10 protein-coding genes are annotated in these 12,347 nt (G+C 70.7%); 2 read left to right on the top strand and 8 right to left on the bottom strand.

Translation table 11 applies throughout. From position 1 onward, the window contains the following. Nucleotides 1–36: 36 nt before the first annotated feature. The 3 genes from AOM45_RS39130 to AOM45_RS39120 all read right to left on the bottom strand — a co-directional run bounded on the left by AOM45_RS39130 (nt 37) and on the right by AOM45_RS39120 (nt 4,725). On the bottom strand, nt 37–1,413 hold the full coding sequence (locus AOM45_RS39130) for an amino acid permease (protein WP_030472662.1): 1,377 nt from the start codon (nt 1,411–1,413) through the stop codon (nt 37–39). 128 nt (nt 1,414–1,541) lie between these two features. Then, nucleotides 1,542–3,326, bottom strand: a complete 1,785-nt coding sequence (locus AOM45_RS39125; protein WP_030472663.1) for a sugar phosphate isomerase/epimerase and 4-hydroxyphenylpyruvate domain-containing protein — start codon at nt 3,324–3,326, stop codon at nt 1,542–1,544. A gap of 19 nt (nt 3,327–3,345) precedes the next feature. Then, nucleotides 3,346–4,725 (bottom strand): MFS transporter, encoded by a 1,380-nt coding sequence (locus tag AOM45_RS39120; protein WP_030472664.1) that lies wholly within the window; start codon nt 4,723–4,725, stop codon nt 3,346–3,348. A gap of 256 nt (nt 4,726–4,981) precedes the next feature. Between AOM45_RS39120 and AOM45_RS39115 the strand changes: the two genes are divergently transcribed. Beyond that, a complete protein-coding gene (locus AOM45_RS39115; RefSeq protein ID WP_236703991.1) occupies nt 4,982–5,959 on the top strand; it encodes a zinc-dependent alcohol dehydrogenase in 978 nt (325 codons plus the stop codon). Here the strand turns inward: AOM45_RS39115 and AOM45_RS39110 are convergent, their stop codons facing one another. From AOM45_RS39110 to AOM45_RS39095, 4 genes are read right to left on the bottom strand one after another with little or no spacing between them, the layout of a single operon-like run. Then, nucleotides 5,960–6,754, bottom strand: coding sequence for an IclR family transcriptional regulator domain-containing protein (locus AOM45_RS39110; protein WP_030472666.1), 795 nt, complete (start codon nt 6,752–6,754; stop codon nt 5,960–5,962). 36 nt (nt 6,755–6,790) lie between these two features. Then, the gene (locus AOM45_RS39105; protein WP_030472667.1) at nt 6,791–8,116 is read right to left on the bottom strand and encodes a DUF4241 domain-containing protein; all 1,326 of its coding nucleotides are present in this window, start codon (nt 8,114–8,116) and stop codon (nt 6,791–6,793) included. After that, nucleotides 8,113–8,514: a hypothetical protein gene (locus AOM45_RS39100; RefSeq protein WP_030472668.1), complete on the bottom strand. Its 402-nt coding sequence runs from the start codon at nt 8,512–8,514 to the stop codon at nt 8,113–8,115. Before AOM45_RS39100 ends, AOM45_RS39105 begins: the two co-directional genes overlap by 4 nt. 10 nt (nt 8,515–8,524) lie before the next feature. Next, nucleotides 8,525–9,802 (bottom strand): amidohydrolase, encoded by a 1,278-nt coding sequence (locus tag AOM45_RS39095; RefSeq protein ID WP_030472669.1) that lies wholly within the window; start codon nt 9,800–9,802, stop codon nt 8,525–8,527. 25 nt (nt 9,803–9,827) lie between these two features. On the opposite strand from AOM45_RS39095, the gene AOM45_RS39090 reads away from it, so the two are divergent. Next, nucleotides 9,828–11,279, top strand: coding sequence for an alpha/beta hydrolase (locus tag AOM45_RS39090; protein WP_030472670.1), 1,452 nt, complete (start codon nt 9,828–9,830; stop codon nt 11,277–11,279). 3 nt (nt 11,280–11,282) lie between these two features. On the opposite strand, the gene AOM45_RS39085 is transcribed toward AOM45_RS39090, so the two are convergent. After that, a complete protein-coding gene (locus AOM45_RS39085) occupies nt 11,283–12,347 on the bottom strand; it encodes a hypothetical protein (protein ID WP_030472671.1) in 1,065 nt (354 codons plus the stop codon).

The following is a 12,347-nucleotide window of genomic DNA, read 5'->3' as shown; positions in this document are numbered from 1 at the left end:
GGGCTCGCGGCGAGCGAACGAGCCCCGGCCTGAAGGTCACGTCGTTTCCGGCACCGTCACGGGTCGCGGTGCGCTTCGGCGGCCGCGCACGACACCCACCGCCACCACCACTGCCGCGACGAGCAGGCTCAGCAGCAGCTGGGAACGGGCGTCCGCGTCGAACAGCATGCCCACGAGCAAGCCCACCATGCCGACGATCGTCACCCAGGTCAGGTACGGGTAGCCCCACATGCGCAACGTGAGCTGCCCGGGGGTCTGCTGTTCGAGCTGCCGCCGCATCCGCAGCTGGGACACGGCGATCGCCAGCCACACGAAGATCGCCACCGCGCCGGAGGAGTTCACCAGGAACAGGAACACCGTGTCCGGCGAGAGGTAGTTCAGCGCCACCGTCGCGAACCCGACGACGATGGACGCGAGGACCGCGGCGGTCGGCACTCCCCGGCGGCTGACCCGGCCGAGGGCCGCGGGGGCCTCGCCGCGCCTGGACAGCGAGAAGATCATCCGGGACGCGGTGAACAGGCCCGAGTTCAGGCAGGACAGCACCGACGTGAGCACCACGACGTCCATGACCACCGCGGCCGCGGGCAGGCCGAGGGTGTCGAGCACCGCCACGTACGGGCTCTTGGCGACGTTGGCGTCGTCCCACGGCAGCAGCGTGACGACCACGGCGATCGAGCCGATGTAGAAGACGAGGATGCGCCACACCACCGACTTCACCGCGGCGCGCACGGCCTGCACGGGGTTGGCCGACTCACCCGCCGCGACGGTGGCGATCTCCGCGCCGAAGAACGAGAAGACGACCACGAGCATCGCGGCGAAGACCGGACCGGAGCCCGACGGGAAGAAGCCGCCGTGGCCGGTGAGGTTCGACATGCCGGGTGAGGAGAAGCCCGGCAGCAGACCGCCGATGGCGAGCACGCCCAGCACGAGGAACACGGTGATCGCCGCGACCTTGATGCCGGCGAACCAGAACTCGAACTCGCCGAAGGACTTGACCGAGTAGAGGTTCGTCAGCGTCAGCGCGATCGTCAGCACGAGGGCCCACGTCCACTGCGGCACGCCCGGCACCCAGCGGTGCACGATGGCGGCGCCCGCGGTGGCCTCGATGCCGACCACGACGACCCAGAACCACCAGTACAGCCACCCGATCGCGAAACCCGCCCACGGACCGATCGCACGCTCGGCGTAGGCGGAGAAGCTGCCGGTGTCGGGGTTCGCCGCCGACATCTCTCCCAGCATCCGCATCACCAGCACGACGAGCAGGCCCGCGGCGGCGTAGGAGAGCAGCACACCGGGTCCGGCCTTGCCGATCGCGGCACCGCTGCCGACGAACAGCCCGGCGCCGATGACCCCGGCGATCGCGATCATGCTGAGGTGCCGCTTGCGCAATGAGGGTTGCAGGTCCTGCGACATCGGCCCTCCTTCCCTCGACGAGAGCGACTGACTGGCTGCGGATCAGTCTGGGAGCGCCACCACCGCGAGGAACAGTGGACAATCCGTCGAAGACATACGGCCCGACTATCCAGATCCGACAACGCGCGTCATCCCGATGACGACGCTGTTTCCGTCAGGTGACCGCGCAGCCGGCGGTGCGCGGCCATCCGCACCGGCGCGTTGGCGGCACCGACACCCGAATAGCCACCAACGCGTTGCGCGATCTCGAAGAACACGCGCGATCCGACCATCGGCGTGGAGAAGTGGAAGAACTCGCCACCGCTGTCATCCCGGTCGTACTGCAGGCCGAACTCCCGCAGGCTCGCGAGCAGCTCCGCGGACAGCGCCAGCCGCGCTTCGAGGTCGTCGTAGTAGTTGTCCGGAATGGACAGTGCCGAGCCGCCGCAGGCGCGGAACGCCTCAGCGGTGGCGAAGATGTCGTCCGTGGCGAAGGCGATGTGCTGCGGATCGGGCACGTGCGGCGCCCAGTCCCCACGCCGGAGCAGTGGGCGCGTGAGCACGACGTGGACGCCCGCGCGCACGAGAGAACGGCTGCGCACCAGACCGAACGGTGCCGCGTACTCTGTGTCGTCGTGTGGCCGCAAGCCCAGGACGGACCGGTAGAACAACGCCACCTCGTCGAACCGGTCGAACGGCTGCCCGAGTGCGACGTGGTCGATGCCGGTCAGTCCGATGCCGTCTTCCTCGGCTTCCCCGGTCGGGAGGAACACGGCCGGCCACGTGTCGTCGGGCGGGCAGAACGTCAGTGACAGTCCGTCCGGGTCGGCGACGGTGAACGTGCCGGAGTCCGAGGGCAGTTCCGGGGCCAGCAGGGCGGCGGCTCGGCGCGCGGAGGCCGACGGGTCCGCGCTTTCCAGGCCCAGCCCGCTGATCTCGCCGGGCGAGGTGCCGGTGGTGACCAGAAGTGTTGCCGCGCCTTGCCGCCACAGCCGGACCGGGCTGGTGCGGTGGTTCGCGTGACGGGTGAAACCCAGTGACGCCAAGGCGATCTCGGTGTCGGAGCTGTGCGCGGTCAGCTGGGCGAAGGCGATCGAGGCCAGTTCAGCGGCAGGCGGCACCACGTCGTCGCCGCAACGGTCCTGCAGGTCCAGCAGGGAGCGCATCGCGTCCACGGCCGTGCTGCCGGGATCGGCCTGGCGGTAGACGTCGTTGAAGACCTCCAGCGAGAGCGGGCCCTCGTAGCCGGTGCGCCGGACGAGGTTCGTGAAGCCCGGCAGGTCGAACGCGCCCTGGCCGGGGAACAGGCGGTGGTGCCTGCTCCACTGCAGCACGTCCATGTCCAGGTGTGGCGCGTCGGCGAGCTGGACGAAGAACAGCTTGTCCCCCGGCACTTCGGCGATGCCGCTCACGTCGGGGGTGCGCGACAGGACGTGGAAGCTGTCCAGGCACAACCCGAGCGCGGGGTGGTCAGCGGTGCGCACGATGCGCCAGGAGTGGTCCCAGGTGTTGACGTACCGGCCCCAGGCCAGTGCCTCGTAGGCGATGCGGAGGCCGTGCTGTGCAGCACGGCCCGCCAACGCGTGCAGTTGCTCGGCGGCGAGATCGTCGTCGCCGAGACCGTCGGGGGACACCGACGAGCAGACCAGGAGCAGGTCAGCGCCCAGGTCACGCATGAGCTCGAACTTGCGTTCCGCGCGGTGCAGGTTCGCGGCGAACACCGCCGCCGGGACGTCCTCGAAGTCGCGGAACGGCTGGTACAGCTCGATCGACAGACCGAGATCCGCGCACCGCGCCCGGATCTCCGAGGGCGACCACGGGCTCGCGACGAGGTCGTTCTCGAAGATCTCCACGCCGTCGAACCCGGCCCGTGCCGCGGCGGTGAGCTTCTCCTCCAGGGTTCCGGACAGGCAGACGGTGGCGAGTGAGCGCAAGGTGCTGCTTCTTCCTCGGTCAGGCGGACACGGTGGTGCGGAGGCGGTCGTACTCCTCGCGCGGCAGGGGTTCGGCGGTGCGGACGCCCAGGTCCTCCGTGCGCAGGCGGTAGGTCTCACGTGCGGAGAGCGCCGCGATCGCAGCGATGACGGCACAGCCGAACGTGAAGCTGCCGACGATCAGAGGCACGTTGGCTCCGGGAGGGGCGACGACGGCGTACAGCGTGGGCAGGAACGCGGTGATCGCGGTGCCGAGGTTCTGCGAGACCGCGAACCCGGTGACGCGGGTCCTCGCCGGGAAGAGCTCCTGGTAGAAGGACGGGAACACCGCGTTGTAGCCCTGGTAGACCATTCCCCACATGAGCATCGCGAGGATGAACGTGAGGACGGTGTCGCCCTCGCTGATCGCCCAGAGGTAGGCGTAGGACAACGCTCCCGAGCTCAGGGCGCCGACGACGATGCACGGCCTGCGCCCGATCCGGTCGGAAAGGCTGCCCACGAACGGGATGAGCGCCACGGCGACGGCGTTGCCGGCGACGGAGATCCACAGCAGGGTGGTGGTGCTCATACCCACGCCGTAGGCCTTGCTGGTGGCGTAGGTCGCGCCGAACACCGTCGTGGCCACCGGGACGACGTTCATCAACGCCATGCAGACGACCCGGAGCATGTCGGAGCCGTTCTCCCGCACCGCCAGCACGATCGGCGCCTTCGGGGTGGCGTCGTGCGCCTTCTCCTGCTGGAACACCGGTGTCTCGTCAACCCTGCGCCGGATCACGTAACCGGCGATCACCACCACGACGCTGAGCAGGAACGGGATCCGCCAGCCCCACGCCTCGAACGCGTCCTTCGGCAGGATCGCGGCCAACGGGAGGAACACCGCGGCGGCGAGAATCTGCCCTGCCTGCACGCCCTGGAGAGCGAAGCTCGCGTAGAAGCCGCGGCGGCCCGGCGGGGCGTGCTCGCCGATCATCGTGCTGGCGCCGGAGATCTCACCGCCGACGGCGAAGCCCTGGATCAGCCGCAGGACCACCAGCAGGGCCGGGGCGAGGACGCCGACGGAGGAGTACGTCGGCAGCAGCGCGACGAGGAACGTCGACAGGCCCATCATCAGCATGCACAGGATCAGCACGTTCTTGCGTCCGTGCCGATCACCCCAGTGGCCCAGCACGAAGGCACCGATCGGGCGGGCGACGTACCCGACGCCGAACGTGGCGAGCGAGGCGACGATGGCGACGGTCGGGTTGCCCTTCGGGAAGAAGATCGAGGGGAAGACCAGGGCCGCGGCCTGCGCGTAGATGAAGAAGTCGTAGTACTCCAGGGCGCTGCCGAACCATCCGCTCGCGGCGGCCGCGCGCGGTGCTCGCCGGGTGGCGAGCGAACTCGATGTTGGGGTGTCCACGGTCTTCTCCTTTGAAGCGCAGTGACATCAACAGAAGAGGGCTAATGTGCGCTATGCGCACAATTGTGTTTGATGCGCATGGGCACGGTAGGTCTACCCTCATTACCCAGTCAACTGTTTGCGTACAGGTAGTTGACCATGTATGCGCAGATGAACCCGCTTCCGGAGAGGAACGGAGCCGTCACAAAACAGTGAGTCCGCTTGACAGGTGTGCGCATCGTGCGCGTTAGTGCGTATAGCGACGAAGGGAAGTGGTGTGGTGAAGGCCGCCGCGTTGGTCAGTCCAGGGGTCGTCGAGATCATCGACGTCGAAGAGCCGCACTGCGGTGCGGACGAGGTGCTGGTGCGCATGCTCGCCGTCGGCCTGTGCGGGTCCGACCTCACGGTTCGCTCAGGCGCGAAGGCCGTGCCGTCGATGCCGTGGGTGCTCGGCCACGAGGGCGTCGGCGAGGTCGTCGCCGTGGGCGAGCGGGTACACGACCGCCACGTCGGGCAGCACGTGGCGATCGAACCCAACTACTGCTGCTTCGCGTGCCCGCCGTGCCGCACCGGGTTCACGTCCGCGTGCCCGAACCGCGTCGTCATCGGGCTCGGCACGCCAGGACTCCTCGCGGAACGCGTCGCCGTCCCCGCCGAGTTCGCCTTTCCCGCCGCCGCGCACGTCGCACTCCCCGACCTCGTGTGCGCGGAGCCGCTGACGGTCGCACGCGCCGCGATCCGCCGTTCAGGGATCGCACCGGGCGACTCGTGCCTCGTCGTCGGCACCGGTTCACAAGGCTTGTTCGTGTGCCTGACCCTGGTGGAAATGGGGATCACGCCACACGTGCTGGAGCCCCACGAGGGACGCAGAGACCTCGCCGTGTCACTGGGCGCGGTGGCCGCCGGAGAGACGTCCGCCGGGTTCCGGTTCATGTTCGAGACCTCCGGCGTACCGGAGGCCCTCGCCCCCGCGCTCGAACGGCTCGCGCCGGGAGCCACCGCCGTCCTGATCGGCCTCACCGCCCGGCCGCTCGGGGTGCTGATGTCCGAGTTCGTCTACCGCCAGCTCACCCTCGTCGGCTCGCTGATCTACGACCACCCGTCCGACTTCGCCGGCACCGTCGCCGCTCTGGAGGACGGCAAGATCGCGCCGTCCCGCGTGCTCGGCGCGGCGTTCGGGTTCGAGGAGACCGCGAAGGCGTTCGAGGCCGTCCGCTCGACGCCGGGCAAGTGCTGGATCGACCTCACCGCGTGATCAGGCCAGTCCCATCATGTCGGCCTCGATCATCCGGACCGTGCGCAGGATCGCGGGCACGTACTCCCGCTCGACCTCCTGCGGCGTCATCCTGCCCGCGTGCACGGAGACGTTGGCCGCCGCGATCACGGCGCCTGCCCGGTCGCGCACGGGGGCGGCCGCTCCGCGCAGACCGGCCTCCAGCTCGGCGTCCACGAGCGCCCAGCCCTGCTCGCGCGTCCTGTTGATCTCCTCGCGCAACGCGTCGACCGACCGCACCGTGCGGTCGGTCTTGCTCTCCAGGTGCAGGCGCGCCAGGTAGTCCTCGAGCCGTTGCTCCGGCAGGCCCGCCAGCAGCACGCGCCCCATCGACGTCGGGTAGGCATCGAACCGGGTGCCGATGTTGATGCGCACCGTCGCGACGCGCGAGCTCGGGATCAGCGCGACGTAGACGATCTCGTCCCCGTCGAGCACGGCCAGCGCAGCGGTCTCGTTGAGGTCACCGGCGAGCTTGCGCAGGTGCGGGCCCGCGATCTCCGGCAGCGACAGGCCGGACAGGTAGGCGTAGCCGAGCTCGAGCACGCGCGGGGTGAGCTGGAACTCCCGCCCTTCGGCGCGCACGTAGCCGAGGTCCGCGAGGGTGAGCAGCAGCCGTCGTGCGGTCGCCCGGTCCAGACCGGTCGCCCGTGCGACGTCCGCGAGCGACTGGGACGGACGCTCGGCGTTGAACGACCGCATCACGGACAACGCTCGCGCCACTGACTGGACGAAGTGCGGCTCTCGATCCTCGCCAGCCGGCCGCTCGTTTGTGCGCACAGCGCACGCTAACACGCCCACCGGCCCATTCCCTGCTCAGGCGGGTTCGGCGGTGGCCAGCTCGGGCGTGTGGAAGTCGAGCACGAAACAGCCGATCGCTCCGTGGGCGGTGCGTCCGAGCCAGACCGGGAACGCGCCGTCGCTCCAGCCCGGCACGATGATCAGGTCGGTCCTGGCGTCGGAAAGCCTGTGGTGGCGGGCCTCACCGGCGGAGACTGCCGTGATGGCGGCATCGTCGTAGGCCGTCGCACCGGTCTGGTCGACCAGTGCGAGCGTGGCGGTGTCGACCGGGTTGCCGAAGTACTCGCCGTCACCGAGGTCCAGCTCGTGGTCGCCGTCGCGCAACGCGAGGTGCCACGACGTGACCGGTGCGTCCGTGACGGTCACCCGGCACGCGGCCGTCGTCAGCTCGGTCCCGTTCTCCGTCAGCCCGAACACCTCCACGGGGTACTCGCCGGGTGGAACCGTCTCGGCCAGCGGCTTGGACTCGGCGTCGAACCAGTGGGGGTCGCCGACGAGCAGCTTGCCGCTGGGCAGCCGGATCGTGCCCGCGGGACTCCGCTTCACGGTCAGGACACGACCTTCCCGCGTGCGGAAGCGCGCGCCGTCCGTGACGGTCTTCTCGATGTGGTGCGGACGCAACGGTTGCGGTGGGCGCCACGGGAACGTGGCGGGAACCTCGTCGGGGCCGGAGCGGGTGGTCACCGGGCCGGTCAGTCCCGCCAGGGCGGGCCAGCCACCGACCTGGGGAACCGCGACGTCGTCCGGCGGCCGCACCGGTTCGGGCCAGTCCTCGCGCGAGGTCTGGAACGTGCTCCCGTCGGGAAGCTCCGCCGACACCTCGAAATTTTCGATCTCCGCCGTCGCGGTGCGGTGGACGCGGGTCCGCACGGTCGGCCTCTCGCCGGCGAACTCCGGCGTGTCCTTTCCCTCGTAGCGCCAGCCGCGTACCTCGAACAGCCGCACCCGCCCGTCCGGCCACCGGCGGTAGGCGACACCGCGGTAGCGGCGACCGGCCGAGTCGACGTGCCACACCTCGGCGTGGTGAGCCGTCCAGCACACCTCGACCACCGCCCGCGCCACCCCGCCGACGAGCAGGACCGCGGCGTACTGACCGCCCGCGGCGTCCTGAGCACGGGCAACCGCCTCGGACATCGGCAGGACCGGGGCACGCGTGGCGGCGTCCCAGCCCGCGCAGTACACGACCTCGACCGGCTCGGCCGTCGGGCCGGGCGCGGGCACCGTCGGCAACGACTGCTCGTTGATCGGGTCGGGCAGCCGTTCGTCGCGGAACCTCAGCAGCCCGGCGGCGGCCAGCGACACGACGGCGACGCCGGACAGGAGCAGGGTTCTCCGGTTCATTCGCCGCGGGACGACTTGAGCGCCGCGAGGACGGCCAGCGTGCGCCCGACGCCGAGGACGGGCCCTGCCGGAAGCGCGAACCCGAGCCAGTACGCCACCTCGAACGGGAGCAGCGCGAGCGACAGCTTCGTCCCGGCCCTGCGGCGGCGCCACAGCAGGCCGCCGGCGATCACCTCGGCGCCGCAGACGGCCGCGAACCCGGCGAGCAGCGGCACGGTCGTGGGGACGCCGACCTTCTCGAACGGACCGTGCCCGTACGTCGGGAATCCCACGAACTGCCAGACTTCGCCGGTCCGCGCGAGGTGCACGGCGCCGTACACCGCGGGCAGGCCGAACCCGAGTCCGGACAGGACCGAGAGGCCCGCCGCGATCCTCAGCGCCGTCTTCCCGGCGTTCACACCGGCCTCCTCACCGGCACAGCACGGGATCCGCGCAGTGCTCGACCTTCCCGCCGACGATTGTCGCCAGCACCCCGACGTCCGGCAACGAGACGGCGGTCGTGGGATTCTCCGCCAGAACGACGAGGTCCGCGTACTTGCCGGGAACCAGGCTGCCCTTCACGTCCTCCTCGAACGTGCCGTACGCGGCGTCGACGGTGAACATCCGCAGCGCCTGGTCGACCGTCAGTCGCTGGGTCACCGCCTGGTGCACCGCCTCCAGGGGAGAGCCGTGGGGCAGGTCGGTGGCGTGGGAACCCAGTCCCAGCACCAGCCACGGCATGTCTGAGCTCCCGATGGCGCGGACACCGCTGTCGACGAGGTCGCGCCACCGGGCGATCCACTTCGGATCTCCCCGCGCCACCAGTTCGGAGAATCCCTGTTCTGTCACGGAAGCGCCGACCAGACCGGGCTGGATGGAAGCGATCATGCCCAGTTCGCGCATCCTGGCGAGCTGGTCGTCACGCAGCTGGACGACGTGCTCCACGCGGTGGCGGGCGTCCGGGTCGGGGTGGGCGGCCAACGCCCTGGCGATCGAGGTCAGGTACTGGTCGTGAGCCCGCGCGCTGACCGCGTGCGCGCTCACCTGCCAGCCGTTGCGGTGAGCGGCCAGGACGAACGTGTCGAGCTCGACCTGGTCCCAGTGGAAGTCGGTGCCCCAGTCGTGGTCGAGGAACAACTTCACGCCCGCCACTCGCAGGTGCGAGCTGTAGGTGTAACGCGGCTCGTGGTCGAGGAACCAGGTGAACTTGTCGTCGGTGAAGTTGAGCGGCAGGTAGGCGTTGACGCGGACGCGGAGTGCGCCGGAGGCGTCGAGCTCCCGCAGGCGGTTGAGCCGCGGCATGTCGACGAACTGTTCGTTGATGCTGGTCCAGCCGCGCCGCAGGGCGGCCTCGACGGCCTGTTCGGGGCTGAGGCCGACCAGCTGGCCGTCGCCGATCCAGTGCGCGTGCGAGTCGATGAATCCCGGCAGCACGGTCCGGCCGCCCAGGTCCACGAGGCGGGTCACCCGGTCGGCGAGCGGCAGGACTTCCTCGTCGTCGCCGACCGCGGTGATCCGATCCCTGCTGGTCGCGATCGCCTGCGCGTGCGGCCTGGTCTGGTCCATCGTGAGCACGACACCGTTGTGGTAGATCACGGCCGGTGCGGTCCGGCTCGTCAGCAGCACCGGCACGTGCGGCAGCGCCAGACACCCCAGGAGGGTGAGAGCCAGCGTGGCGGTGCGGCGCCTGGACGGCCGTGCGGCCATCGTCCAATGGTGACACTCTCAGCGCATGTTCCGGACCATCGTCGCGGGGCTCCTGCTGGTGCTCCCGGTGAGCGGCTGCGCGCACACGCCTCCCGCGATCACGTGGACCGACTGCGACCGGCGGCCCGCGCTCGCGGAGCACCTGGACGTCGGCTGCGGCACCCTGGCCGTGCCGCTCGACCACAACACCACCGGGAAAACCATCTCCCTCAAACTCGTCCGCGTCCGCCACCGCGAGCAGACCGGCCGGATCGGGTCGCTGGTTCTCAACCCGGGTGGACCAGGGGTCGCGGGGATCGAGTTCGCCACGTCGTTCGCGGCGAGGGCCTCAGAAGGCCTGCTGAAGAGGTTCGACGTCATCGGCTTCGACCCGCGCGGCGTCGGCGAGTCCGCGCCCGTCCGCTGCACCAGCGACCCCGACCTGGACCGCCTGATCGACTTCAACGGCGACATGCGCACCCCTGCCGGCCGCGCGGAGGCCGAGCGCGACAGCCGCCGGACCGCCTTCTCCTGCAAGGAGAAACTGGGCGACTCCGCGCAGTTCTTCAACACCGAGGCCACCGCGCGCGACGTGGATGCGATCCGGGACGCGGTCGGCGACGCGAAGCTCACCTACGCGGGTTTCTCCTATGGCGCCAAGCTCGGCGCGACCTACGCCCACCTGTTCCCGGACAAGGTGCGCGCGCTCGTCCTCGATGCCCCGTCGTTCCCGCTCGTCGACGACAACTCCACCGCGGAACGGCAGCTGCGCGGGTTCGAGGAGGCCTTCGACGGGTTCGCCAAGGACTGCGCGGCACGGCCGTCCTGCGCGGAACTCGGTGACCTGCGCGCCCTGCTCACAGGGGTGCTCGCCCAGGCCGCAACCACGCCTCTCACCCACGAGAACCCGGCCGACCACCGCCGCACGAAGGGCGGAACCGTGCTGTTCGGCGTCATGTCCGCGCTCTACGACAGCGCCCGGTGGCAGCCGCTCGAGGACGCTCTGCGCCTGGCTCGTCGAGGAGACGGCACCGGGTTCTTCGACCTGGCGGACGCCGGCAGCGGGCGGCACGACGGCACGTTCCCCAACGCCGCCGACGCGTCGTTCGTGATCGGGTGCAACGACGGCACCGCGGTGCTGACGGACGAGCAGATCGCGACCGCGGCGGCGCGGTGGAGCAAGGACTTCCCGTTGTTCGGCGGGTATCAGGCGCGAGGGCTGTTCGGCTGCCGGTTCTGGGACGTGCCGCGCCACCCGCTGGCACGTCCGGCCGCGGCCACCGCCTCACCGGTGCTGGTGATCGGTGGTCTGCACGACCCCGCGACGCCGTACCAGGGCGCCGTCGACCTCACCGCCGCCCTCGGCAACGGTGTCCTGCTCACCTGGGAGGGCGAAGGACACACGGCCTACCTGCGTTCGGAGTGCGTCAACGAGGTCGTCGACCGCTACCTGGTGGATCTGGCGGTGCCGGAACGCGGACGCCGTTGCCAGGCCTGACCGTCACCTCCGCGGGCGCCGCCCCTGCGGGAAGAACCCCTCGTCGTCACGCTCCCGCGCCTCGGCCATCCGCTGCCGCGCGAGCGAGAACGCCTCGTCGGCGTCCACCAGGCAGGCGCCGAGCAGGGTCCGCGCCTGCTCCCTGACGCGCTGCTGATCGGGATGGCCGGGCATCCATTGCTCAGGTTCGCCGACGACCAGCTCCCACCGGTCGCCGTCCAGCCGCCGCGCACCAGGGGGAGGACCTCCCAGCCGTTCGACGTGACCGGCGGACAGCACCTGGCACCACATGACGTCCGGCACGACGAAGTCGGCCAGGTTCCCGACCTCCGCCGGCAGCTCGGCCGACAGCAGGTCACGCGCGTCCGGCACCGCGGACACGCCCGCCCACGCCAGCCTGTCGGCGTGGGTGAGCACCACGTCGCGTTGCGCGCGCAGGTGGGCCACCACGTCCCCGGACGCCGTGAGGGTCGCGCCGGGGGTGAGGTGGCCGAAGCCTCCGGTCACCGCGCCTGCCCGCACCCACGTCGCGAAGTCGCTCGCCACCACCGCCGTGGGCGCGCCGGACGACACCGCCGCGGCCACCGCTTCCGCTGTGGCGGGCACCTCCGCCGACAGCACCACTGCCAGCGCATCGGGGCCCGTCCACTCGTGGACCAGGCCCGCGAGCCAGACGGGCGGTGTCCGCGGTGCCTCGCCGAAGGGCTTGGCCAGCGGTGCGCGCAGCCACGCCCGTGCCGATGGAGCCAGCGCCTGGATCGTCTCGTAGCGCTCGCCGATGCGCGTGGGCACGGCGAGCACCGCGTCCTCCACACCTGCCTCGCGCAGCCGTCCGATGACCACGTCCGGCGCATGCCGCAGGTCGGCGGCGCCGGGGTCGATCATCAGCAGGTGGCCGCCGGGGACGGCGAACGCGGGCGACACGAACTTCGCGCCCAGCCCCGTGAGGTCCCCGGCGAACTGCTCCACCGCGGTTCGTGCGGCAGGAGAGTCCGAACGGATCTCGACGAGAACCGTGTCCGCCGACCCGAACTCCGCCCTGGCTTCCTGCCGCACGACGATCGCCAC

It is taken from the genome of Lentzea aerocolonigenes, from assembly GCF_000974445.1.
Lineage (GTDB): Bacteria > Actinomycetota > Actinomycetes > Mycobacteriales > Pseudonocardiaceae > Lentzea > Lentzea aerocolonigenes.
This window is presented reverse-complemented; position numbering and strand designations above follow the sequence as displayed.